Below are 25,044 nucleotides of genomic sequence, written 5' to 3' on the forward strand. Positions count from 1 at the left end.
CACTGGGTTCAACGACCTAGGAGGTCCCGGGGTGCTACGTGCGGCGCGCGAGTCCGACGTGGAGATGATTCGCACCTGGCGCAACCATCCCAAGACGCGGGGCGCGAGCATTCACACGGCGTACATCACGCCGGAAGGCCACGCCCAGTGGTGGAGCAACGTCCAGTCCGACCCGGCCCGGCGCGTGCTCATCTTCGACTACCGCGGCAATGACTCCGGAGTCGTCACTTTCAACGACCACGATCCTTTTGGCGGTACCGCCGAATGGGGCTTCTTCCTTGACGTCGACGGTCTGGAAGCCCGCGGCGAACTCCTTCCGGCCTGGATGGAGCTGGAAAAAGCGGCCGTCTCCTACGCCTTCGAGGAGATGGGTCTGCGTGCGTTCGGGGGCCGCACCCTGGCCTGGAACAAGCCGGTCATCGCCCTGCACAAGCGCTTCGGCTTCATCGAGATTCCGTCGCGGCGATACACCGTTCAGGTCGACGGCGCCGACCAGCTCGTGGTGTGGACGGAGCTGGAGAGGCCCGCAAGGGCGGACCTCCCCAGCGATCGTCAGGCCTTGCCGACCTGGTCGAGCAGCCAGGCCGCGACGAACGCCTCCTCGCGCCACGCGTCGTAACGGCCGCTCCGCCCGCCGTGCCCGGCGCCCATCTCGGTCTTGAGCAGGACCTTCGTCGACGGGGAGAGCGCACGGAGGCGGGCCACCCACTTGGCCGGCTCGTGTGACAGGACCCTGGTGTCGTTGAGGCTGGTCACGGCCAGGATCGGCGGGTACTGCACCGCGGCCAGGTTCTCGTACGGGGTGTACGACTTCATGTACGCGTAGACCTCGGCGTCGGCCAGCGGGTTGCCCCACTCCTCCCACTCCGTCACCGTCAGCGGCAGCGACGGGTCGAGGATCGTGTTGAGCGCGTCGACGAACGGCACCTGGGCCACGATCCCGCCGAACGCGTCGGGGGCCAGGTTGGCCACCGCGCCCATGAGCAGGCCGCCGGCCGAGCCGCCGCGGGCCACCAGGCGGTCCGGCGCGCTCCAGCCGGCCTTCACCATGTGCTGGGCGCAGGCGATGAAGTCGGTGAACGTGTTCTTCTTGGCCAGCAGCTTGCCCTCTTCATACCAGCGCCGGCCCATCTCCCCGCCGCCGCGGATGTGGGCGATGGCGAAGATGACGCCGCGGTCGAGCAGGGACAGCCGCGGGATCGAGAACCACGGGTCCGTCGAGGACTCGTAGGAGCCGTAGCCGTACAGGATCGCCGGGGCGGAGCCGTCGCGCGGGGTGCCCTTGCGGGCCACGATCGAGATCGGCACCCGGGTGCCGTCGTCGGCGACCGCCCACTCGCGGAACTGCTCGTAGCGGGTCGCGTCGAAGCCGCCGAGCACGGGCTTCTGCTTGCGCAGCGTCAGCTCGCCGCTGTCGAGGTTGCAGTCGAACACCGAGTCCGGGGTGACCATCGAGTTGTAGTGCAGGCGGAAGGACGTGGTGTCGTACTCGAGGTTGTTCTCCGGCCCCACCGAGTACAGCGGCTCGGGAAAGGTGATGTCATACGGCGCCGAACCCTGCAGCGGCACCACCCGGATGCCGGTCAGCCCGTCCCGGCGCAGCGAGACGACCAGGTGCCCGCTGAACGCGTCGACCTGCAGCAGCCGCGTGCCCGGCTCGTGCTCGATGAGGCTGGTCCAGCCGCCCGGGGCGTCGACCGACGTGTAGGACAGCGCGAAGTCCTCGGCGCCGTCGTTGTGCAGGATCAGGAAGCGGTGGCCGTGGTGCTCGACGGAATACTCGACGCCCTGCCGCCGCGGCGCGATCGAGCGCGGCCGGGTCAGCGGCTCGTCGGCCGGGATGACCAGCACCTCGCTCGTGACCTTGGAGGTGACGTCGATCAGCAGGAAGCGCTCCGAGCGGGTCAGTTCGACGCCGACCCAGAAGCGCTCGTCCGGCTCCTCAAAGACAATGGCGTCTTCATTGGTACCGTCCGTGCCCACCGCATGCCGCCAGACGCGATACGGCCGCCAGGCCTCGTCGACCGTCGTGTAGAACAGCGTCGAGCCGTCCGCCGACCAGGCCGAGCCGTAGAACACGTTCTCGATGACGTCCGGGAGGTCGGCGCCGGTGCGCAGGTCGCGGATCCTCAGCGTGAAGCGCTCGTCGCCGGAGAGGTCGGTGCTGTAGGCCAGCAGATTGCCGTCGACGCTCAGGTCGGACGTGCCGAGCGCAAAGTACTCCGAGTCGCCGGCGAGCAGGTTGCCGTCGAGCAGGATCTCCTCGCCGGGCAGCGGTGTGCCGTCGCCGATCTCCGGGGGAGCGGTGCGGCCCTCGGCGGCGCGGACCCGGCAGTGGATGCCGTACTGGCGGCCTTCTTCGGTGCGGGTGTAGTACCAATAGCCGCCCTTGCGGGTCGGGACCGAGAGGTCGCTCTCCTTGGTCCGCGACTTGATCTCGTTGAACAGCGTCTCGCGCAGCGGCTCCAGGTGCGCGGTCGCCGCGGCCGTGAACGCGTTCTCGGCCTCCAGGTAGGCGACCGTGTCCGGGTCGTCGCGATCCTGGAGCCAGAAGTATTCGTCGGCCACGGTGTCGCCGTGGTGGACCCGCTCGTGCGGGACCCGTTTGGCCGCGGGCGGCTGTTCGGTCGTCACACGACCAGACTCTACTTACCTCAACCGCCGGATACCTGTTCTCGGAAGGACGCAACCAGGCGCGTCATTTGGAGGTCTGTCCATTCAGAGAGAGCGACGCCGGTACCGTCAGGGTCTCGTAGTTCGGGCGAGACCACGGAGGGATGCCGGTGCGGCGTCGTGGGGTGTTGCACATCGGGGTGACCGGGCTGGCAGCAATGCTGGTCCAGGCGTGCTCCGAGGGGTCGTCGACGACACCACCTGCGGGGAGTGGGTCCGCGGCGGGGGGTTCAGCCTCGCCGAGCACCGAGCCGCAGGCGGCGTCGACGTTCGACCCCTCGGGGTATGTCCCGCCGCCCGTCGCGCTCGCGGAGCTCAAGAAGCTCTACAACTACGACAAGGGCTCCACGCTCAACGCGCAGCTCACCGACAAGCGCACCGGCGACGGGGTGATCCTCGAGGACATCACCTACTCCGACACGCGCGGCAACGATGAGATCCCGGCCTACGTCGTGAGCGCCGACATCCCCGGCGACACGCTGCGGATGCCGGCGATCGTCATGGGCACCGGCCCCGACGGCGACCGCGACAAGCTCCTGGCCGAGGCCACGGCGATCGCCAAGATGAAGGCCCTCGTCATGATCCCCAGCCTGCCCATCAAGCCGACCGGCGACCCGGCCGCCGACGCCAAGGTGCTGGCCGGCGCCGTCGTCGCCCAGCGCCGCGCGTTCGACCTGCTCATCCGGCGCAGCGACGCGGACGGGACCCGGGTCGGCTACGCCGGGCACCACTCCGGCGCGGCGCTCGGCGCGGTCCTGCTCGGCCTCGAGTCCCGGATCACCGGCGCGGTGCTGGCCAGTGGCTCCAGCCGGTTCTCCCGGTGGATGGTCAAGCAGAAGGTGCCAACGGACTGGCACGCCTACCTGGACTCGCTGTCCCGCTTCGACGCCGGCCCCTACGTCGCCGCCGGCGGCAAGCGCTCGGTCCTGCTCCAGTTCGGCCAGCAGGACACCGTCGTGCCCGAGGCCGAGCGGGCCGAGCTGACCACCGCCGTCGCCGGGGCCAAGCAGCGCAAGGACTACCCGACCGGCCACGACCTGGCCGCGTTCGCCGCCGCCGCCACTGACCGCGCGGCCTTCCTGAAGCAGGTCCTGCGACTGTCGTAGTCGGCCGGCGGGCTTGCGGCCGGGCGTCCGACACCATAGGCTTTCGAACACATGTTCGGTGTCGGTTGGTGCACCATGTGCATCCGACCGGCGCTCGACCTTATTCGAGCGTGTCATTGGGAAAGCCTGGATCATGTCGTCCTCGTCCAGGCTGCCGCGAAACCCAGCGACCGGTCTTCCCCACGTCCACAGTGGCCGCGGCGAGTGCTTACGCACCCGCCGGTGAGCAGGGAAGCGGGATTAGCGGTGACGGTGATCGAGGCGTTGGCGGCGGCGTGCGGCCCGGACCACGCGTGGGAGGCGGGCCCGGCCGACACCGTCGACGGTGTGCCCGTCGGCTGGGTGGCCGAGCCGGCCGACGCCGACGCGGTGGCCGCGGTCCTGCGCTTCACGGCGACCGAGGGCCTGTCGGTCCTCCCCACCGGCGCCGGCACCAAGCTCGACTGGGGCGCCCCGCCGACCCACGCCGACGTCCTGCTGGACGTGGGCCGCCTGACCGGCGTCCTGGCGATGGAGCCCGACGGGCACAGCGCCACGATCGCCGCCGGCACCTCACTGCGCGCGCTGCGGGCCGCCCTCATGAAGGAGCGGCGCCGCCTCCCACTGGACGTCGGCTCCCCCGGAGCGACCTTGGGTGGCATCCTGGCCACCAACGAGGCCGGCCCGCTCCGCCACCGCTTCGGCGCACCTCGCGACCTGGTCACCGGCGTGCAGGTGGCGCTGGACGAGGGCAGCCTGACCCGCACGGTCGACGGCTATGACCTGGCGAGGTACGTCTGCGGCTCCTACGGCACCCTCGGCGTCATCACCGAGGCGACGGTCCGCCTGGAGCCGCTGCCGGCCGCCCGGGCGTGGGTGGTCCGCCCGGTGTCGACGCCCCGCGAGGTCCAGCGGCTCACCGAGGCTCTGGTCGCCTCGCCCTTGGAGCCGGCCGCGATCGAGGCCGATCTGCCCGGAGCGTTCGCCGGCACCGCACCCCGCCCGTCCGAGCTGGCTGCCCTGTTCGAGGGCGACGCCGCCTACGTGGCCCACCGCGCCGAGTCCGCCGCCAAACTCCTGGGCGGCGGTGCGACGGTGGAGTCCCTTCCCCCGGCCTGGTGGGGCCGCTACCCCTTCGGCACCGACGACGTGGCCTTGAAGATCTGGGGCCGCTCGAGCGAACTGTTCGCCGTGGTCTACGCCCTGCGCGACGCCGCCGGCGGCCCGGTGCCGGTCCGCGGCTCGGTGGGGTTGGGCGTGGCCCACGTGGCACTGCCGGACACGATCACGCCGGAGCGCCTGGACGGCATGCTGACCGCCGCCCGCACGGTCCTCCTGGCCCGCGGAGGCGGCGGCTGCACGCTCCTGCGCGCCCCTCTCGACCTGCGCGAACTGGTCGAGACACACGGCCCCGAGCCCCTCCCGGCCACCGCCGCCCGGCTCAAGCTGGCCCTGGACCCGGAAGACCGGCTCTCCCCCGGCCGCACCTCCGAGCCGTCCTGATGTCAAGTTGTCCACAGGCTGTGGACAAGGACCTGTGGACAACCCGTGGATAACGCCCCATCTGGCTGTGGATAACGGCGGCGAATACCGCCCTACCTGCGGCGTCAGAAGGTCGGTCGGACCGCAGCGGTCTGCTCGTTTTCGCAGCCCGCTGCCAAATATATCCGATATTTCGGACATCGGAACGCGGAACGAGTGTCGATGCTATGGGTGACTGTGTGGATCCACACAGGCATTACACACAGGCTGTGGATAACCTCAGGCGAACAGCTTCGCGGCCAGCTCAGGGGCGATGTTGCCGCCGCTGATCACGGCTACCGTGCGGCCGGCCGGGAGTTCGTCGCGGCGGTGGAGGACGGCGGCGGTGGCCACGGCGCCGCTCGGCTCGACGATCAGGCGGGCCTTGCGGGCCAGCGTGCCAACCGTGTCGAGGATTTCCTCCTCGCTGACGGTCACGATCGCGTCCAGGTAGGTCGACAGGTGGGCCAGGGTCAGCTCGGACAGCGGCGTGCGCAGGCCGTCGGCGACCGTGCTCAGCATCCGGGCCTCCGGCCATACCCGGACCATGCCGGCCGCGAGGCTCTCGGCCGCGTCGGCGGCGACCGCCGGCTCCACGCCGATGACGGCCACGTGCGGGGCCAGCGATTTGACCGCCGTCGCCACGCCCGATGAGAGGCCGCCGCCGCCGACCGGGACGACGACCACGTCGACGCTGGAGAGATCCTCGAAGATCTCCAGGCCGACGGTGCCCTGGCCGGCGATGATGTCCGCGTGGTCGTAGGGCGGGATCAGGGTCAGGCCGCGCTCCTCGACCAGCTGCCGGGCCTGAACTTCGCGCTGCGACTGCGGCACCAGGATGACCTCGGCGCCATAGCCACGCGTCGCCTCGATCTTCAGCGGGGTGGAGACGTCGGGCATGACGACCGTGACCGGCACGCCCAGCGCCCGACCCGCGTAGGCCAGCGCCTGGCCGTGATTGCCGGAGGAGTGGGTGACCACGCCGGTGCGGCGGCGCTCGAGGTCGAGGCGGTGCAGCGCGTTGGTGGCGCCACGGAGTTTGAACGCGCCGATCGGCTGGAGGCTCTCGGGTTTGAGCCACAGCTCCTCGGCCCAGGGGCTGGGTAGCAGCGGGGTGCGCACCACGAGCCCGGAGATCCGCGCGGCGGCGTCGCGGATGTCATCCAGGTGAACGAGGTTTTGCTGGGGGGCGGTCACGGCGCAATCCTGACATCACGCCGGCATGACCGCCCTAGTCTCTTGGATCGAATGAGAGATCCATAACGTCGCTAACCAGCGCTGTAGTAGCGGGCCGCACCCGGATGAAGGGGGATCGGGTCGGTCTGCGGCGCGGCGCCCTTGTCGAAGTTGCCGCCCTCGGGGTGTACGTGGCTGAGCTCGGTCTGGTAGTCGAACAGAACCTTGGTCAGATCGTGCGCGAGCTGCTCGGGCATGTCGGGCGAGACCACGATGAAGTTGCCGATCGTGATCGTATCGACGTCGCCCGGCGTGTTGTATTTGTCCTTGGGGATCTTGCCGGTGCCGTAGACCGGGCCGTACTTGGCCTGCAGTGGCTGCACCAGGGCGTTGAGCGGCAGGACCGTGTAGGCGTTGGGCGCGCTGCTGAGCATGTCGGCGATGCCCGGGGTGGGCACGCCGCCGACGAAGAACAGCGCGTCGGTGGTGCCGCTCTGCATGCCCTTGGTCGTCTCCGGCAGCGACAGGCGCTGGCGGATCACGTCGGTGTCGGGGTTGAGCCCGCCGGCGGCCAGGACCCGGCCGGCCGCAGTGTCGGCGCCGGAGCCCAACGAGCCCGTGGAGACGCGCTTGCCGCGCAGGTCGGCGAATTTCGTGATGCCCGCCGACTTGCGGACCACCAGCTGCACGTAGCTCTGGTAGATCCGGGCCAGGGCGACCACCTTCTGCGGCCGGCCGTCGAACGCGCCCTTGCCCGCGTAGGCGTCGGCGGCGGTGTCGGCGATCGTGAACGCGACGTCCATGTCGCCGGTCGCGACCCGCTGGATGTTCTCACCGGACGCGCCGGTGGCCTCGGCCCGGGCCTCGTAGCCCTTGACGTGCTTGGTGATCAGGTCGGCCAGGCCGCCGCCGATCGAGTAGTAGACACCGGTCGTGTTGCCGGTGGCGACGAAGAGACGGCCGCCGTGCCACAGACCGGCGCCCGGGCGCTGGATCGAGCTGGCGCAGCCGGTGACGGCCAGGACCGCCACCAGCGCGAGCGCTAACTTCCGGATAATCACACGGGCCTTCTCAAAAGGGGGGATCAGCGGGACAACGCGTCGCGCGGCAGGGGGTCGAGCGCGTCGGCGACGCGGTGGACCAGCATGGCCGTCTCGTAACCGACCTGGCCCAGGTCACAGCCGGGCGCCGCCAGCACGCCGAGCAGGGCCCGGTCGCCGACGGACATCACGATCATGACGCCGCCGTCCATGTCGACGATGGTCTGCCGCACGTGGCCGGCCTGCATGACCCGGGCCGCGCCGAAGACCAGGCTGGCCAGGCCACTGATCACGGCCGCGAGATGGTCGGCCTGGTCGATCGGGAGGTCGGCCGACGCGGCCAGGCGCAGCCCGTCGCCGGACACGGTGATGGCGTGTGCCACGTCCGGCACCTGACGCGCGAAGCTCACCATCAGCCAGTCGAGCTGCCCGGCGCCGTGCGGTTGTTGAGACATCATGATTCCTTGTTCCCTGGGGTACTGCTCTGCCCTATTGCGGTGCTGGTGTTGCGTCGTCCGGCCGCCGAGACTCCCTCGGCGAACGCGGACAGCCGGGACCGGATCTGCTCCGGGTCGACCGCCGCGGCTTTGCGGCTCTCGGCGGGTGGTTCGGTGGTTTCCGGCAGCAACTGGGCGCCGGGGCGACGGCGAGGAAGATTCTGGTCCTGCTCCGACATCGAGCCACCTCCGGCACTGGAGGACGGGCTCCCCGGGCGTGGCGGCCATGTGCCGGGGGATCCCCAGGTGGTTTGCGCGCTGTACTGCGGCGGCCGGACCGGCGGGTTCGCCGGTGGGGTGGCGGCCACCTGGGCCACGCCGCGCGGCGGGGTGTTTCCGCCCGGCTGGACCCGGCTCGTCGTCGGCGGCGGGGTGGAACCGCCGGCGCCGTTGTTGCCACTCAAGTAGGGACGGAACCAAGGCGCCACGCCTCCAGCTGACGGACCGGCGGCGACCGGCACCGGCGCCGCGGCCGGCTCGGGGCGGCGCTGCTGCGGAATCTGCGCCGAGGCGTATTGCGGCTGGGCGAGCTGCGGCTCCGGGCGGCCGATCGGGGCGCCGACCGTGGAGGGCACCTGCACCGGCCGGCTCGGCGGCGGCTGCACCGCCGGGATCGTCTCGGTCGGGGCGGACCGGCCCGTCGGCAGGGCGCTGACGGTGTCCAGGAGCCGGTGCGGCAGGGCCACGTAGGCGACCGTGCCGGACCCGTTCGCGTGGAGCTGGACCCGGATGCCGTGGCGGGCCGCGAGGTGGGAGACCACGTGCAGGCCCATGGTGCCGGCGGCGGCACTGGACAGGACGCTCGGCACGGCCAGCCGGGAGTTGATCTCCGCCAGCCGGGCCGGAAGGATGCCGATGCCCTGGTCGTGGACCCGGATCAGGGCGCCGTCGGTGGTGGCCCGGGCGTCGACGGTGACCGGCTCGGTCGGCGGCGAGAAGGCGGTCGCGTTCTCCAGCAGCTCGGCCAGCAGGTGGACGAGGTCGCCGACGACGGGGCCGGCGATGGCCAGGTCGGCCGGCTGGAACTCGACCCGGGCGAAGTCCTCGATCTCGGACGCGGCCGCGGTGATGACCGCGCCGAGCCCGACGGCCTTGGTCTGCGGGCGGCCGGGCTCGCCGCCGGAGAGGACCAGCAGGTTCTCCCCGTTGCGGCGCAGGCGGGCGGCCAGGTGGTCGAGGGCGAAGAGCCGGGCCAGGACGTCCGGGTCGGTCTCGTCGCGCTCGAACTCGTCGAGCAGCCGCAGCTGGCGGGTGATGAGGGTACGGATGCGCCGGGCCAGGACCTCGGCCATGCGGCCGACGTCGACGCGCAGCTCGGCCTGCTCACCGGCGAGGCGCAGGGCGGTGCGGTGCACCGTGCTGAACGCCTCGGCCACCTGGCCGACCTCGTCGTTGAGCGCGGCGATGCCCCGGGTGACCTCGGCCGCGGTCTGGCCGCCCTCCATGAGCGAGGGGGCCGGCGCGGACGAGCCGGCCGAGACGGCGTTGATCGCGTCGGGCAGGTCGCGCCGGGCCACCTGCAGGGCGGCCCCGCGCAGCGAGTTGAGTCGGCGGGCGGTGCGCACGGCCAGGACGATGGCGATGGCCAGCGCGCCGAGGGCGAGCAGGACGGTGAGGATACCGGTGGCCCAGGCCCGCCGGGAGGCGCCGACGGCGACCTGGTCGGCCCGGATGTCGAGGTTGTCGGCGATCTCGACGGAGACGATGCTGACCCGGCGGATCACGCCGCTCTGGGCGACGAACCAGGCGTCGGCGTCGACCTTGAGACCGGCCGCGTCCCGCTCGGCATCGCGCACCTTGGCGGTCATGCCGTCGGCCGTGTCGACGTCGGTGCCGCGCACCTCGTTGGAGTACAACTGCCGCTGTTGGTCCGTTGCGACCCGGCGGAACTCGGCCTCGCGCTGGCCCTTGGCGCCTTCGATCAGGGCCAGGTTGCCGAGGTCGCCGGGCTGCAGGTTGCCGCGGCTGAAGATGGTCCGCAGCAGGTCGCGCTCGACGGCGGCGTAGTGCTCGATGAATGCGCTGGAGGCCAGCGCCCGGGCCGCGTTGGACAGCTCGATGTCCTCGATCTGGCCGGGGACCGCGTCGGCGACCGTGAGCAGTGCGTCGGCCAGGCCGCCGTAGACGACGTCGGTGACGAGGACCATCGTGGCGGTGCCGTTGTCGATGGAGGCCCGGGTGAAGCCGAGCTGGCCGTAGTTCTCGCCGGCCACGCGCACCCGATCGGACAGGGCGGGCACGGCGTCGACGGCCCGGGCGGCGTCGGCGAAGAACCGCGACGCGGCCTGGTCGGTGCGCGCCCGCTGGGCGGTGACCAGGGCGGCACCGCTCGTGCCACCGCGCTGGCGGAGCGCGGCGGTCTCGGCCAGCTCACGCTCGATCTCGTGGACGAAGAGCACCGCGCTGGTGGCGGTGATGCTCAGGGTCCGGGCGTTGCCGGCGTCGCGGGCCGAGTTGACCGCGTTGGTGACCTGGATGCCACCGAGGACGAAGAGGCCGACCATCGCGACGATGATCGGCGCCAGGAGCTGCGCGCGGACGGACCGGAGCAGGCCCGAGCGCGGACCACCGCCCCGGCGGTGCCCGGCAACAGACGTGTCGGTGCCCGCCGCACGGCGGATCGGGCCACCGGAGCTGACGCTGTGACGCGGAACCGGGGCGCGGGAGGGGCCGCTGCCTGCCACCGCCTGGCCTCCTAAAAGTAGCGTCTCCAATACGGAGCGTGCCGCTGAGAGCGCTCCAGCGCCGCAGCGCCAGAGTCGGATCCATTACGGAACACGATCAGGCACGCTACTGGAAGAGGTTGAATCCCTAAAGGGTCCTTAGCCGAACGTCTGAGTATTTGTGACTAAGCGTGACGACGGCGTCGCACAATGACCCAAATACCGGCTCCGACGAGCACAAGGGCCCCTCCGCCGAGGATCCACGGGGTGGAGTCGCGCGATGACACTTCCACTGCGGCCGGCGTCGGGGAGATCGCGCTCGGGCCGGCCGGCGGGCTCGAAAACACCGGAGCGGCCGCGGACGACACCGGCCGTCCGCTCGGCGCCACGGGCGTCGTGAGCGGCGGAAGCGTCGCCGGACCGGTCAGGTCGGGCAGCGTCGGGGAGGGTCCGACGGGCTCCAGAATGGGCGGCGGCCCGGGCAGTGGCGGCCCGGGCGGCGGCGTCGGCCCGAGGGCCGCGCCACCGATGAGCAACGCGGCCACGAGCGACTTCACATGAGTCCCAACGGCAGCGGCGGGACCCGGTTGAGCCTTTTGCGACGGTTAAGCGAAGCTTTCGCCGATCAACCGCGGCGGTCGTTACGAGGGACGGTCCTCACGAGGAACGGTCGTTGCGAGGGATTCGCGCCGGGAGCGGCTCGCTGTCGCGCAGGTTCTGCATGAACTTGTAGAACAGCACCCCGGACAGCACCACGCAGACGGCCAGGACCGTCGCCGCGGTCAAGGCCGTGCGCGAGCTCGCCACCCAGCCGGCGTCGGCGAGCAGGACGAGCAGCCACATCGCGGCCGTCGCCTTCAGGACCCGGTTGCGGTATCGACTCATGCGGGGATTGGTACCCCGGCGGCCGGATTTCACTCCTCCACGAACACCGCCACCGTCCGTGCCGGGACTGTGAACGATCCGTGCGCACCATCGAAGGTGGACTGCCGCGCCACCGGGTCGGCCGACGCCGCCTGCACCGGGTGGAGCGACACGTGGGCACCCCGATACGCCGCGACCGTCTGGGTCGTCGCGACCGCACCGGCGTTGAACACGACCACCAGCGACCTCCAGTGCCCGTCGAGGCCGCGGGCGTCGAGCACCATGGTGATCACGCCGGGAGTGGCCTGCGCGCCCGACAGCGGGAAGCTCAGCCGCTGCTGGACCTGGGCCGCCGTGCCGAGGGCGAACACCGGGGAGCCGGCCCGGATGCGCAGCAGCTCCTGGAAGCGCGCGGCGGCCAGGTCGATGGCCGCGCAGCCCGGCACCAGCGCCGGGTTGGCCAGCAGCGGCTGCGCATACGGCCACTTGTCCTGGTTGTCGGCCGCCGGTGGGAGTCCGGCGCCGAAGCCGTTGCCGTCGGCACAGTTCCAGCGGATCTGGTTGAACCAGTCGCCGGAGTTGAACGAGTTGCGGTCGAGCGACTTGGAGCGCAGCCGGTCCGAGCCGGCCGTGACGAAGCCGACGCCCTGCCCGAAGATCGTCGTGGCCAGCGCCAGGACCTGCATCCGGGCCCGCTGCTCGGCGGTGGTGCCGGCGGGCAGCTTGAAGGCCATCGTGTCGTAGAGGATCTCGTTGTCGTGGGCGTCGACGTAGGTCACCGCCTCGCTCGGCGACCGCGTGTATCCGGCCGGCGAGCCGTTGTAGTCGACCTGCGCGCCGGTGACCCGGTGCCCGGTCGAGTCGGTGAACTCGTAGGCGGCCAGGTTGCCGGTCAGCCCGACCTGGATCAGGTCCTGGTAGTGCAGGAGCCGGGTGCGCTGCTCGGCCGCGGTGCCGTTGGCGGTGTCGCCGTTGGGGTCGGTGTAGAGCCCGGTGGCGAAGCCCTGGATGCGCGGGTTGCCGTCGAACGGGCCGCCGCCCCGGACCGCGTCGCGGAGCCGGTCGTTGAAGGTCCCGACCCCGGTGCCGGCCATGTTGGCCTGGGTGGCCTGCACGAACCGGGCGTCCCCGGCGACCTCGCCGAAGTTCCAGCCCTCGCCGTAGAGGATGATCTTCTTGCCGTCGACGCCGTCCTTCGCCACGGTGAGCTGGTCGAGGGCGGCCCGCACGGCCATGATGTTGGCCTTCGGGTGGTGACCCATCAGATCGAACCGGAAGCCGTCCACCTTGTACTGCTTGGCCCACTGCACGATCGAGTCGACGACGAGCTTGCCCATCATCGCGTTCTCGGGCGCGGTGTTGGCGCAGCACGTGGAGTTGGCGACGGTGCCGTCGTCGAGCAGCCGCTGGTAGTAGCCGGGCACGATCTGGTCGAGGACCGAGTATTGGTCGGTACCGGCCGCGGTCGTGTGGTTGTAGACGACGTCCATGACCACGCGCAGGCCCGCGTTGTTGAGCCCGGCGACCATCTGGCGGAACTGCGTGATCCGCGGGGTGCCCTGCGGGTCGGTCGCGTAGGAGCCCTCGGGCGCGTTGTAGTGGAACGGGTCGTAGCCCCAGTTGTAGCCGTCCCGGTCGGCGATCTGCGCGATGCAGGCCTGCTGCTGCGGGGAGTCCGGCGGCAGCGCGGCCAGGTCGCACGGCGGCTGGGCCTGGTCGGCGCGGACCTCGGGGATCGTGGAGATGTCGAAGACCGGCAGCAGGTGCACGTAGGAGGTGCCGGCCTGGGCCAGCTCCTTCAGGTGTCGCATGCCGGCCGACTGCGACTGCGTGAAGGCCAGATAGGTCCCGCGCTGCGCGGCCGGCACGGTGGTGTCGGCGATCGAGAAGTCTCGGACCGACAGCTCCTGGATCTGCGGCCGGTTGGGAGCCGGCGGCTTGCGCAGGTCGCTCCAGCCGCCCGGGCGCAGGCCCGGGTCGCCGAGATCCACCAGCTGGCTGTGCGTGCCGTAGGCGGCCAGCGAGACGGAGTAGGGGTCGGTGACGGCGGCCGTGGTGACCGCGTGCACCGCCGGCTGGTAGGCCGTGACCCGGAACTTGTAGTAGAGGTTCTTCCAGCCCTTGTCGCCGGTCGCGGACCACACGCCGGTCCGCTCGTCCCGGCGCATCGCGATGACCTGCGGCGGCTGCTGGAGATCGCGGTACAGCTCCAGGGAAACGTTCTGAGCCGTCGGCGCCCACACGCTCACACCAGGCTTTCCACCGTCGAAGGTGGGCCCGAGCTTCGCGCTGAGGGCCGCGCCGTAGAGGTCGTCGAGGGCCCCCGCCAGCTGGACGCCGGTCGCCTCGGTGACCTGCCCCGAGCCGTCCCGCTCCACGGCCACCACCTGCCCGCGCAGGGCGGCGGTGAAGGCGTCCCGATCGCCGTTGACATGGAAGGTCTGGTATGCCCACAAGTGCGGAAACTTCGCCCGTTGCGTCTCGGTCAGGTTGCCCGGCACGGCGCTCATGGCGAGCTTGGTGCCGTTGCCGATCACCTGCCCGTCGACGACCTTGAGCCCGCCGGCCGGCGCCGACCACAGCTCGTAGCTGTGCCCGTCGGTCGGCCCGGCCCGCCACGCGACCGTGCTGCGGTCGATCCAGACCGCCTTCGCCTGGTCGACGTCGGTGTCGGGGGTGCCCTGGGCCGGGATCGGCAGGAGGTACTTCTCCACCCCCGACAGGATCCACACCTCGTGCCCGACGGTGACGAGGTCCAGCGCCTGGTCGGACGGCAGGTCCTTGGTGTCGCCCTTGTGCACGATGTAGTTGAGCAGGGGTGCGTTCGCGGCCAGCGGCACGGTGAACGTCTTGCCGAACGCGTCGGTGCCGGACGGCTGGAGCGGGCTGCCCCAGTCGGTGCCGGTCGCGGCGCCGGTCCAGACGTGCAGCCCCCAGCCGTCGTAGTCGCCGGCCGGGCGCCGGTAGTGCAGCACCGCGGTGTGCTCGGCCGCGGCCCGGGTCGGGTGCACGGTCGCCTCGCCGGAGCGCACCCAGGCCTCACCCTGGGTGCTGGGCAGCACGGACTGGTCCGGGCCGGGGTCTTTCGTGTCGCCGTTGTGCACGATGAAGTTCACCGGTTTGCTCGGGTCGGAGACGGGGACGTGCCAGTAGGCGCCGAACGAGTCGGTGCCGTCCGGCGGGCGCGGGCTGGCCCAGTCGGTGGCGGTGCCGGCGGCGAGGCCATCGCCCCACAGGTGCAGGCCCCATCCGGTGTAGTTGCCGTCGGCCCGTCCATAGTGGACGGAAACACTGCCGGTGGCGGCCGCCTGGGAGGTGTAGATGGTCGCATCTCCTTGCTTGAGCCAGATCTCCGGATGTTTCGTCGGATCGAGCGAGCGGTCCGCCTCGACGTCCTTCACGCCGCTGCCGTCGACCACCAGGAACCCCATGTTGGTGGCCCCCGGCTTCAGCTTGACCCATGCGAAGCGCCCGTACGAGTCCTCTCCGGCAAATGGGGCGCCCTGCGGCCAGGTCATCGGGTCCTGAACGTCACCCCACGCGTACAGGCTCCAGTTGTCATACCCGCCGGCCGGCCGCTGGTAGTGCACGACCGCGTAGTCCGGGGCGGCGGCACTCGGCGGCGTGCCGACCTTCGTCGCGATTTTTGTTTCGCTGGTACGTCCTGAGGCGTCGCGAACAACCGCCTTGTACTCGAGCTTCGTGCCCGCCGCGAGCCCGTCGAGGTCGTGCGAGGCCGAGTACGGCGCGGCCTTGTCGGTGCCGAGCAGCTGCCAGGCGCCGTCGCCGACCTTGGCCGCGAACGTGACGGCGGACATCGGATCGCCGGTGACGCTGGCCTTGACCTGGGCCACGCCGGCCGGCGCGGGGTCGACCGACAGCGTGATCGTCGGCTTCGCCGTCGCCTTCTTGATCTGGCCGCGGGCCTTGAACACCACCGTCGTGAGCGCCGGGATGTTCACCTGCAGCGAGCCGTCCCCGGCGGTGGCCGCGATCGCCCCGGTCGACGGGTAGAGCTGGTCGAACGTCGTCGTGGCCATGTACGTCGGGATCGTGACCGTCTTCGTGCCCGGGCCGTTGTTGCTGGCCACGATGTATTCGACCCGCTGGTCGGGGTCGATGCGGGAGAAGGCGAAGACGTTCTGGTCGGCGTACCGCGTGACCTGCACGCCCTGGCGCAGGCCCGGGTTGCGCTCGCGCAGGTTCGCCAGGCCCGCGATGGTCCGGTAGATCGGGTGGTTCGGGTCGTAGTGCGCGGTGGCGTGGGTGGTGTCGGTGCCGAGGAGGTCGTCGTCCAGGTAGTCCGCCGTCTTCGTGGCGAACATGTCCTGCCGGGCGTCCTTGTCCCCGCCGGCGCCGGTGAAGCCCTGCTCGTCGCCCGAGTAGACGACGGGCTGGCCCCGGGTCAGGAACATCAGCTCGTGCCCGAGCTGGTCGCGGCGCAGGTGGGTGGCCGGGTCGGTGCCGCCGGTGGCGACGAAGTAGCCGATGCGGCCCATGTCGTGGTTGCCGAGGAACGTCGGGAGGTACTGCGCGCTCGTCCCCGGCGAGGTGTAGAGATCGTCCTGGGCGTACATGTCGGCGAGCTCCTGGCCCGAGCCGCTCCTGGCCACGAAGTCGGTCGCGGCCTGCTGGAACGGGAAGTCCAGGGTGGCCGGCAGCCGACCCTTGCGCACGTACTGCGAGTCGAACGCCGGGTTCGCGTCGTACACCTCGCCGAACATGAAGAAGTCGGGCTTGCCGGCCTTGGCCGCGGCCGCCTCGACGCCCTTGGTGAACTGGGGCCAGAACGGCATGTCGACGTGCTTCGTCGTGTCGATGCGGTACCCGTCGATCCCGCTGTCCTTGACCCAGTCCGAGTAGATCTTCGTCATGCCCTGCACGACCTCGGGCCGCTCGGTCCACAGGTCGTCCAGGCCGAAGAAGTCGCCGTACTCCGAGTTCTCCCCGCTGAACGTCGAGTCACCGCGGTTGTGATACATCGTCGGGTCGTTCAGCCACGCCGGCGTCTTCGCGGTCTTGTCGGCGTTCGTCGGGAACACCGGCGTATAGGGGAACGAGTTCAGATTGACCTGCGGGAATCCGTGCGTTCCGTCGGCATAGTTACGGTCGTCGAACTTGTTCCCGTTGGCGTCTTTGTACGGGTAGTCCGTCTTGTCGCGGTAGGAGTACTGGTTCTGCGTATACCGGATGATGTCGGCGGTGTGGTTCGTGATCACGTCGAGATAGATCTTGATCCCGCGGTCGTGCGCCTTCTTCGTCAGCACCTTCAGGTCGTCCCGGGTCCCGAAGTGCGGGTCGATCTGGGTGAAGTCGGTGATCCAGTACCCGTGGTAGCCGGCCGAGACGTCGGCCCCGCTGCCCTGCACCGGGTTGTTCTTGAACACCGGCGCGAGCCAGATCGCGGTGGTGCCCAGGCCCTGGATGTAGTCCAGCTTGTCGATGACGCCCTTGAGGTCGCCGCCGTGGTAGAAGCCCTTGTCCGTGGGGTCGTATCCGGTGCTCAGCCGGTCACCGGGCAGCCCGCCGGTGTTGTTGCGGGCGTCCCCGTCTGCGAACCGGTCGGCCAGCACGAAGTAGAACTGCTCGGCCCGCTGCGCCTTCTTGTTGCCATTGCCGTTGCCGTCGAGCAGGCCGTTGTCGAGCAGGCTCGCGATGGAGGGCTCGTTCGTCCACTCCGGCACCCCGGTCACGGAGTAGCTGGTCGGCTCCTGGGGCACGTCCGGTGTGCGGGGATTGTCCCCCGGCACCGCGGCCAGCACGGCGAGCGTGGTCAGGATGCCTAACGTCAGATGCTTTGCGGACGGCATGGCGGGCCTACCTCTCTGGCGAGGTGGGCACCGTATCGACCGATGGAGATCCTTACAAGCCTTGACAAACTAAGTTTTGAGGGTACTGCTTATCGCTTCACTGATCTGTTTGAGCTGCTCAACCTGTTGCGGCGTGAGTGGGTCGAACAAATGCGCCCGTACCGTCTCCACATGCCCCGGCGCCGCGGCGACGAGTGCCTCGAAGCCGTCGTCGGTGAGGTCGGCGAACTGGCCGCGCTTGTCGTCGTCGCAGTCGCGGCGCCTGACCCACCCGCGGGCCTCGAGCTTGGTGACGGCGTGCGACAGCCGGCTGCGCGAGGAGCGGGTCTTGACCGCCAGCTCACTCATCCGCAGCGAGCGGGCCGGGCTCTCGGAGAGCACGACCAGGATCTCGTAGTAGGCGTGCGGCATGCCGGCGTCGTGCTGCAGCTCGCGGTCGAGCCGGTCGATCAGCAGCGTGGTCGCGCTGTAGAAGGCGCGCCAGACGGCCTGCTCTTCCTCGTCGAGCCAGCGGGTCATGTCGTTTATTTTTGCACGAGCAGAAAGTTTGTTAGAGATTGTCGCGATGAGGCCCGCGTGAACACCTACGATGACCTGGTCAACGACTATCTCCGCGCCGTCGAGCAGGCACTCGCCGGCGTCCCTGCCAACCAGCGCGCGCAGCTGCTCGCCGGCCTCTCCGAGCACATCTCGGCCAAGCGGGCCGAGCTCGGGCCCGAGGGTGGCACCGAGGTCGAGGTCCGCTCCGTCCTGGACCTGCTGGGCGATCCGGCCGAGGTCGCCGAGGAGCTCGTCCGCGACGCCGAGCCCGTCCTGATCCAGCCGAAGGGCAAGCCGGCCGCGCTGCTGTGGGTCCTGATCACCATCGCCGCCGCGGCCAGCCTGTGCGTGCTCGGCGTCCTGGCGATCGGCCTGCTCGTGGTCCTGAACCGGTAGCCCCGGCCCCCTGCGCAACGGGAGCCGGGGCGCTCGTCGCCTAGCGGACGGTGCCGGCGGAACCGGTGCCGCGGCGGACCGGCTCGGCGCAGGCCAGGAGCTGGCCGTGGGGCAGGAACTCGATGGCCGTGGCCGCACCGATCTCGGCCATCGGGGTGAACGTGTGGCCGAGCGCGGCGAGGGCCGTCCCCTCCGGCGAGCTGATGAACGCCGGCTCCGCGGTCACCGACGCGGTGTTGCGCTGCGACGCCCGCGGTGCGGCCACCGCCTGCGGCAGCGTCATGCCGAGGTCGATCCGGTTGACCAGGATCTGCAGGACGGTCGTGATGATCGTCGATCCGCCGGGCGAGCCGACCGCGAGGAACGGCTTGCCGTGCTGCAGGACGATCGTCGGGGCCATCGAACTGCGCGGCCGCTTGCCGGGGCCGGGCAGGTTCGGGTCGGGCGCGGTGCCCTGGGTGGGCGTGAAGTTGAAGTCGGTCAGCTCGTTGTTGAGCAGGAAGCCGCGGCCGGGCACGACGATCGCGTTGCCGCCGATCTGCTCGATGGTGAGCGTGTACTCCACGACGTTGCCCCACTTGTCGGCGACCGTCAGGTTGGTCGTCGACTGGCCCTTGTCCGGGCTCGCGCCGCCGGTCGCCGTGGTGCAGTGCCGGTCGTAGCGCCCGTCCGGGTTGCCCGGGAGCACCGGCTTCGCCTGGGCCTTGGCCGGGTCGATCTGGCAGGCCCGCTCGCCCGCGAAGCCGTCGGTCAGCAGCGCGTCCAGGAGCCGGCGGGGCGTGTAGTCGCCGACGTAGCGATTGCGGTCGGCGAAGGACAGAGCGCTGGCTTCGAGGTACCGATGCAGCGCCTGGGTCTTGTCGAGTTTGGACAGGTCGGACCGCTCGAGGATGTTCAGCGACTCGCCGACGGTGGAGCCGCCGGACGACGGTGTGGCCATGCCGTAGACGTCGTAGCCGCGGTAGGAGATCTTCGTCGGGGCCGGGTTGCGCACGTCATAGGCGCGCAGGTCGTTCAGCGTCATGCCGCCGGGACGGATCTGGTACTGCCACGGCTGCCCCGGGTTCGCGGCGACCGGCGGGTGCTGCACGGTGCTCACGATGTCCCGGCCGACCTCGCCGTTGTAGAACACGCCGGTGCCGCGCCGCGCGACGAGGTCGTAGGTGGCGGCCAGGTCCGGGTTGCGCAGCGTGGTGCCGACCGCGGGCGGTGCGCCGCCGGGCAGGAACAGCTTCGCCGTCGGCTCGAACTGCGCGAACGCGGCCGCGTTGTCGGTGACCTGCTGGTTGAAGGTCGGGTCGACCAGGAAGCCGTCCCGGGCGACCTGGGCCGCGGGGCGCAGCGCCGAGGAGAGCGGGCGGCTGCCCCAGCGCCGGGCCGCCTCCTGCCAGGTGGCGAGGGACCCGGGCACACCGGCCGAAAGACCGCTGACGCGGGCCTCCTGGAACGGCAGGGCGGCGCCGGTGGCCGGGTCGACGAAGGCCTTCTCGCCCATCGAGCGCGGCGCGGTCTCCCGGCCGTCCAAGGTCGAGATACGGCCGGTGCGGGCGTCGTAGTACACGAAGAATCCGCCGCCGCCGATGCCGGACGAGAACGGCTCGGTCACGCCCAGGGTGGCCGCGACCGCGAGCGCGGCGTCGACCGCGTTCCCGCCGTCGCGCAGCACCTTGAGCCCGGCGGCCGTGGCGGTGGGGTCGACGCTGGCGACCGCGCCGCCGTAGCCGGTCGCGGTCGGTCCGTTGACCGCGGGAGCGCTCGCGGCCGCCGGTAAGGCGGGGATGAGCAGCGCCGGGGCCAGAACGAGTGGGATGAGCCTTCGCACAGTTGCCTCCCTGATGGGGATCGACGGCGATCGCTCCTCCTGCCTACCCGCCGTTGACCTCCGGCACAACCCGGAACGTGCGGCGGTATGCGCTCGGGGCGACGCCGATCGTGGCCTGCAGGTGCTGGCGCAGCCCGGCCGCGGTGCCCAGCCCGGAGCGGCGGGCGACCACCTCGACCGGCAGGTCGGTGCTCTCCAGCAGGGCCCGCGCATGGTCGACGCGCCGCTGCAGCAGCCAGCGCGCCGGGCTCACCCCGGTCTCCTCGCGAAACCGCCGGGTGAACGTGCGCACGCTCATATTCGCGTGCGCGGCCAGGTCCGGCAGCGACAACGGCGCATCCAACCGTTCGGCCGCCCACGAACGGGTGGCGGCGAGGGTGGCGTCGGCCGGCCGGGGCAGGGGCCGCTCGATGTACTGCGCCTGCCCGCCGTCCCGCCACGGCGGCACCACGCTGCGACGGGCCGCCCGGTTGGCCACCTCGCTGCCGAAGTCCGTGCGCACCACGTGCAGGCAGAGGTCGATGCCGGCCCCGACGCCGGCGCTGGTCAGCACGTCCCCGTCGTCGACGAACAGCACATCCGCGTCCAGCTTGACCTGCGGGAAGAACTCCCTGAACCGCTCCGCCCACCACCAGTGCGTGGTCGCCGGCCGCTCGTCCAGCAGCCCGGCCGCGGCGAGCACGAACGCGCCCGTGCAGATGGACATGACCCGCTTGCCGGCTTTGTGGGCCTTCTGCAGGGCGTCTCTTACCGCGGGGTCGACCGTGCCCCGCTCGACCGGGTCGCCGGCGTGAATCCCGGCCACGACTACGGTGTCCACCTGATCGAGCAGCTCAAGCCCGTGGTCGGGCATCACCTTGAAGCCTCCCGCCGTTTCGACCGGGCGGGCTCCAGGGCTACAGACCTGCGTCTTGTACTTCCGCTGCCCGGTCTCGTCTCTGGCTGTGCCGAAGATCTGGTTCGGCGTACCCAGGTCGAACGGCACCAGTCCGTCCATGACCAGGATGGCCACGCGATGCTTCATGGCTCAATTCTTGCGCATGATGGCTGTCGGGCCACTCGTCGGCGCGGGCCAGATCCGTTGCAATGGTCACGTGAAGAGACTGCACCCGGCCTGGCTCGTCGCCGCCGTCGCGTTCGTCGCCCTGGTCGGCGCCGCGGGCTTCCGCGCGACGCCGGGCGTGCTCATCCATCCGCTGCACGACGAGTTCGGCTGGTCGCTCGGCACCATCTCCCTGGCCGTCTCCATCAACCTGCTGCTCTTCGGCCTGACGGCGCCGTTCGCCGCGGCCCTCATGGAGCGCTTCGGCATCCGCCGGGTCGTCGCCTACGCGCTGCTGCTGGTCTCCGCGGGCAGCGGCCTGACGGTGTTCATGAAGCACAGCTGGGAGCTGATCGCGCTCTGGGGCGTGCTCGTCGGCCTCGGCACCGGCTCCATGGCTCTGGCCTTCGTGGCCACGATCACCGGCCGCTGGTTCGTCAAGCGCCGCGGCCTGATCACCGGCGTCCTGACCGCCGGCGGCGCGGCCGGCCAGCTCGTCTTCCTGCCGCTGCTGGCCCTGCTGACCGACGCGCACGGCTGGCGCACGGCCGCGCTCACCGTCGCCGGCGCCGCCCTGGCCGTGGTGCCGCTGGTCCTCTGGCGCCTCCGCGACCACCCCTACGACCTGGGCGTCACCGCCTACGGTGCCGACGGCGCGGTCACACCACCGCCCCCGGCCACGACCGGCGCGGCCCGCCGAGCCCTGGGCGCCCTGCGCACGGCCGCCCGCGTGCCCGCGTTCTGGCTGCTGGCGGGCGGCTTCGCGATCTGCGGCGCGACAACGAACGGCCTGATCGGCACCCACTTCATCCCCGCCGCCCACGACCACGGCATGGCCGAGCCGACGGCCGCGTCGCTGCTGGCCCTGATCGGCCTGTTCGACATCGCGGGCACCATCGCCTCCGGCTGGCTGACCGACCGGATGGACAGCCGGGTGCTCCTCGGCTGGTACTACGCCCTGCGCGGCCTGTCGCTGCTGGTCCTGCCCGTGCTGTTCGCGTCGACGGTCCGGCCCAGCATGCTCGTGTTCATCCTGTTCTACGGCCTGGACTGGGTGGCGACGGTACCGCCGACGGTCGCTCTTTGCCGTGAGTACTTCGGCTCCAGCGGCCCCGTCGTCTTCGGCTGGGTCTTCGCCTCCCACCAGTTCGGCGCCGCCATCGCCGCGACCGCGACGGGCCTGCTGCGCGACCGCCTGGGCAACTACGACCTGGCCTGGTACATCGCCGGCGCCCTGTCGATCAGCGCGGCCGCCTTGTCCCTGCTGCTCTTCAAGACCCGTCAGGCCGCACCGACCGCAACTCCCCAGGTCGCGGCGGCCGCCGCCTGACCCGCTTGAACACACGATCGGCCGGATCCGCTCCGGGATCCGGCCGATGTGTCGATCCAACCGATGTGTCCTCCGATAAGTCGGGCGCTCCGCGCCGCGACTTATCGGTTATTTCGTATTATTTCGCCTCACACGGTTTCCGCCCGTATTATCCGGCGTCGGCCGTGCGCCTTCAGCTCTGTCGCAGCGCACGACGCCGGCGGGTCGCGAACAGCAGCGCACCGCCGCCGAACACGGTCGCCAGCCCCAGCTGCAGCATCGCCACGATCGGAGCCCCGGTCACCGCGAGCCCGCTGCCACCGCTGCTGGCGGCGGCCACCGTGATCGCCATCTTCAGGCTGTGCGGCTGCCCGTTCGGCCCGACCCCCGCGGCGACGAGCGAGTGCGCGCCCACCACGAGGTCCGGCGGCACCCGCACCGGCTTGGTGAAGTTGCCCTGCGCGTCGGTGACCGCGGTGCCGAGCTCGATCGGCTGGGAGTACACGACGATCGTCGCCGTCGAGTAGGGCATGAAGCCCGTCCCGATCACCACGATGTCCTGCCCCGGCTCCGCCGTCTTGATGATCCCCTGGTCGGTGGTCAGCGTCAGGTCGGTGTCCGGCGGCGTGGCCGGAATGACCGGCGCGGTCGGCGTGACCTGATTGGACGGTCCGGCCTCGGCGGAGTCACCGAGCGGGTTGTTGGTGACGACCGTGATCGTGTATGTCACGCCCGCCGTCCCGCCCATGACGCACGACGTGGTGGCGGCCGAGCTCGTCATGCACTTGGCCGGCCCCGGCTTGGCATACGCCGTGTATCCGGTCACGCCACTGACATCGCCCGGCGCCGCCCAGCTCACGCTGATCGACGACACGCCGGCGGTCGCGGTGACCGACGACGGTGCCGGGATCGGCCCGCTGACCGTGAACGTGTGCGACACCTGCACCGCCGCGTCCCAGGTCGTGTTGCCGGCCTGGTCCGCGAGGATGGTGCACGGGCCCGCGCTGACCAACGTGACCGTGCTGCCGGAGACGGTGCACACGGGCAGGGTGGAGCTGGTGAACGTCACCGGCAGCCCCGAGACCGCCGCCGCGACGAGCCCGACCGTCCCCTTCGACACCGACCAGTTGGCCGGCGCGGTGAAGTCGATGGTCTGTGGCTTGAGCGAGACGTGCAGCGATGGCCCGCACTCCCCCTCGGTCCGCCGCTGCCCGTGCACCGCCCGGCGCTCGGCGCAGCCGCCGCTCATCCGGGCCTCGACACCGACCGGGTTCGCGATCACCGTGTCGTCGAGCGCGTAGTTGCCCGCGACCGAGCTGGTGATCGGCAACGTGATCGAGCAGTTGGCGGAGGCCCCGGTCAGCGACCCGCCGGCCAGCGTGAACGAGGTCGCGCCGGCCACCGCCGTGACCGTCCCCCCGCAGGTGTTGGTCACGCTGCTGCCGGTCCCGATGGTCACCCCGGTCGGCAGGTCGAGCCGAAACCCGAGCCCGCTGGACACCGCGGTCGGGTTCGCGTCGGTGCGGTCCAGCCCGACGTGCAGCGAGCTGGTCTCCATCACGATGATCTGCGACGGCGAGATGCTGGCTCCGACCCGCGGCGGCGCGGAGGTGACGGTCAGCGTCTGCGTGGTCTGACTGGCGGTGAGCCCGGTCAGGTTGCTGAACTGCGCCGACGTCATCTGATACGACCCGGACGCCTCGGCCAGGACCGGGAACGTGATCGTGCAGTCCTCCTGCACGTCGGGCATCGAAACGCCGGTCACGGTCAGCGTCGGGTCCCCCAGGCTGGTCGTGATACCGGTCGTGCTGCAGGTCGACACCTCACTGCCCTGGGCCCGCCACAGCGACCCACCACCGGGCAACGTGATCGTGAAGTCCATCCCGCTCACCGTGGAGCAGGTGATCCCCTTGTTGAGGGTCACCACCAGCGTCGTGGTGTCGTGATCGTCAACGGTCGCGTCACCCCAGACCGCCGACAGCGTGACCCCAACGCTCTCAGCACAGGCGAACGCGCGCGCATCACTCGTGCCCGCCGCCTGGCCCACGACGTCCGCCGCACCTTTGACGTCGCCCTTGACCGGCTGAGCGCCTTGGTCCTGCGAGACGTCCAGCCCCTTCTTGACGTCCAGGCCCTTCTTGACGTCCTTGCCCAGCGCGTCGCTCTTCGTATCCGCGCCGGCCTTGACCTTGACGTCCGCCTTGTTCCCGGTGTCCGCCTTACTCTTCGCGTCCGCCTTCTTCTTGGCGTCCGCCTTGCCCTTCACGTCCGCCACGCTCCCGGCGTCCGCCTTGCCTTTCACGTCCGCCATGTCCCCGGCGGCCGCCTTACCCTTCGCGTCCGCCTTCTTCTTGACGGCCGCCTTGCCTTTCAGGTCCGCCTTCTTCGCGGCGTGCGTGTCGCTCTTAGCGGCGACATGGCCGGTCCGGGCGCCGGCCGCGCCCTGGCCCGGCTTCGCCACCGCCGCGAAGCTCGTCTGTGGCACGGCCAGCACGCCGCAGGTGGCCAGCATCGCCACCGCAGCCCAGCGCGTCGGCCGTGCCCCTTTCTGCCGAAACATCCTTGGTTCCCCCCGTCCGGGGCGTCCGCATCGGCCTGAGCGCGGA

The 25,044-nt window shown here is 70.9% G+C and carries 17 protein-coding genes; 6 read left to right on the forward strand and 11 right to left on the reverse strand.

From position 1 onward, the window contains the following. Positions 1-31: 31 nt before the first annotated feature. Positions 32-619: a GNAT family N-acetyltransferase gene (locus ACIA8L_RS49760; protein WP_395916385.1), complete on the forward strand. Its 588-nt coding sequence runs from the start codon at positions 32-34 to the stop codon at positions 617-619. Here the strand turns inward: ACIA8L_RS49760 and ACIA8L_RS49765 are convergent. After that, a complete protein-coding gene (locus tag ACIA8L_RS49765) occupies positions 553-2,634 on the reverse strand; it encodes a S9 family peptidase (protein ID WP_395916270.1) in 2,082 nt (693 codons plus the stop codon). The two genes, ACIA8L_RS49760 and ACIA8L_RS49765, sit on opposite strands and share 67 nt — an antisense overlap. 149 nt (positions 2,635-2,783) lie before the next feature. Between ACIA8L_RS49765 and ACIA8L_RS49770 the strand changes: the two genes are divergently transcribed. Both ACIA8L_RS49770 and ACIA8L_RS49775 read left to right on the forward strand, forming a co-directional pair. Beyond that, positions 2,784-3,779 carry a hypothetical protein gene (locus ACIA8L_RS49770; RefSeq protein ID WP_395916272.1) on the forward strand — a complete coding sequence of 332 codons (996 nt, stop codon included), beginning with the start codon at positions 2,784-2,786 and terminating at the stop codon, positions 3,777-3,779. 222 nt (positions 3,780-4,001) lie between these two features. Further along, positions 4,002-5,261, forward strand: coding sequence for an FAD-binding oxidoreductase (locus tag ACIA8L_RS49775; RefSeq protein ID WP_395916274.1), 1,260 nt, complete (start codon positions 4,002-4,004; stop codon positions 5,259-5,261). Positions 5,262-5,519: 258 nt separating this feature from the next. Here the strand turns inward: ACIA8L_RS49775 and ACIA8L_RS49780 are convergent, their stop codons facing one another. From ACIA8L_RS49780 to ACIA8L_RS49795, 4 genes are all read right to left on the reverse strand, one after another. After that, on the reverse strand, positions 5,520-6,476 hold the full coding sequence (locus tag ACIA8L_RS49780) for a threonine/serine dehydratase (RefSeq protein ID WP_395916276.1): 957 nt from the start codon (positions 6,474-6,476) through the stop codon (positions 5,520-5,522). Positions 6,477-6,547: 71 nt separating this feature from the next. Next, on the reverse strand, positions 6,548-7,516 hold the full coding sequence (locus tag ACIA8L_RS49785; RefSeq protein ID WP_395916278.1) for a TAXI family TRAP transporter solute-binding subunit: 969 nt from the start codon (positions 7,514-7,516) through the stop codon (positions 6,548-6,550). A gap of 23 nt (positions 7,517-7,539) precedes the next feature. Further along, entirely contained in the window at positions 7,540-7,953 is a 414-nt protein-coding gene (locus tag ACIA8L_RS49790) for a roadblock/LC7 domain-containing protein (protein ID WP_246655886.1), read from the reverse strand. Continuing rightward, positions 7,950-10,496 carry a nitrate- and nitrite sensing domain-containing protein gene (locus ACIA8L_RS49795; protein WP_395916280.1) on the reverse strand — a complete coding sequence of 849 codons (2,547 nt, stop codon included), beginning with the start codon at positions 10,494-10,496 and terminating at the stop codon, positions 7,950-7,952. Before ACIA8L_RS49795 ends, ACIA8L_RS49790 begins: the two co-directional genes overlap by 4 nt. 426 nt (positions 10,497-10,922) lie before the next feature. On the opposite strand from ACIA8L_RS49795, the gene ACIA8L_RS49800 reads away from it, so the two are divergent. Further along, the gene (locus tag ACIA8L_RS49800) at positions 10,923-11,216 is read left to right on the forward strand and encodes a hypothetical protein (RefSeq protein ID WP_395916281.1); all 294 of its coding nucleotides are present in this window, start codon (positions 10,923-10,925) and stop codon (positions 11,214-11,216) included. Between the two features lie 96 nt (positions 11,217-11,312). Here the strand turns inward: ACIA8L_RS49800 and ACIA8L_RS49805 are convergent, their stop codons facing one another. From ACIA8L_RS49805 to ACIA8L_RS49815, 3 genes are all read right to left on the reverse strand, one after another. After that, positions 11,313-11,540 (reverse strand): hypothetical protein, encoded by a 228-nt coding sequence (locus ACIA8L_RS49805; RefSeq protein WP_395916283.1) that lies wholly within the window; start codon positions 11,538-11,540, stop codon positions 11,313-11,315. A gap of 29 nt (positions 11,541-11,569) precedes the next feature. Further along, positions 11,570-17,329: a pullulanase-type alpha-1,6-glucosidase gene (pulA, locus tag ACIA8L_RS49810; protein ID WP_395916284.1), complete on the reverse strand. Its 5,760-nt coding sequence runs from the start codon at positions 17,327-17,329 to the stop codon at positions 11,570-11,572. A 69-nt stretch (positions 17,330-17,398) separates the two neighbouring features. Then, a complete protein-coding gene (locus ACIA8L_RS49815) occupies positions 17,399-17,848 on the reverse strand; it encodes a MarR family winged helix-turn-helix transcriptional regulator (protein WP_395916286.1) in 450 nt (149 codons plus the stop codon). A gap of 57 nt (positions 17,849-17,905) precedes the next feature. Here ACIA8L_RS49815 and ACIA8L_RS49820 point away from each other — a divergent pair, with 57 nt between their 5' ends. Then, positions 17,906-18,265: an HAAS signaling domain-containing protein gene (locus ACIA8L_RS49820; protein ID WP_395916288.1), complete on the forward strand. Its 360-nt coding sequence runs from the start codon at positions 17,906-17,908 to the stop codon at positions 18,263-18,265. Positions 18,266-18,305: 40 nt separating this feature from the next. Here ACIA8L_RS49820 and ggt read toward each other — a convergent pair whose 3' ends face one another. Both ggt and ACIA8L_RS49830 read right to left on the reverse strand, forming a co-directional pair. Next, entirely contained in the window at positions 18,306-20,087 is a 1,782-nt protein-coding gene (ggt, locus tag ACIA8L_RS49825; protein ID WP_395916290.1) for a gamma-glutamyltransferase, read from the reverse strand. A 43-nt stretch (positions 20,088-20,130) separates the two neighbouring features. Beyond that, positions 20,131-21,111 (reverse strand): GlxA family transcriptional regulator, encoded by a 981-nt coding sequence (locus ACIA8L_RS49830; protein ID WP_395916291.1) that lies wholly within the window; start codon positions 21,109-21,111, stop codon positions 20,131-20,133. 19 nt (positions 21,112-21,130) lie between these two features. On the opposite strand from ACIA8L_RS49830, the gene ACIA8L_RS49835 reads away from it, so the two are divergent. Further along, the gene (locus ACIA8L_RS49835; protein ID WP_395916294.1) at positions 21,131-22,459 is read left to right on the forward strand and encodes an MFS transporter; all 1,329 of its coding nucleotides are present in this window, start codon (positions 21,131-21,133) and stop codon (positions 22,457-22,459) included. 172 nt (positions 22,460-22,631) lie between these two features. Here the strand turns inward: ACIA8L_RS49835 and ACIA8L_RS49840 are convergent, their stop codons facing one another. Continuing rightward, positions 22,632-24,956, reverse strand: coding sequence for a hypothetical protein (locus tag ACIA8L_RS49840; RefSeq protein WP_395916296.1), 2,325 nt, complete (start codon positions 24,954-24,956; stop codon positions 22,632-22,634). Positions 24,957-25,044: the final 88 nt, after the last annotated feature.

Origin of the sequence: Dactylosporangium sp. NPDC051541 (assembly GCF_044454505.1) — a bacterium.
GTDB lineage: Bacteria > Actinomycetota > Actinomycetes > Mycobacteriales > Micromonosporaceae > Dactylosporangium.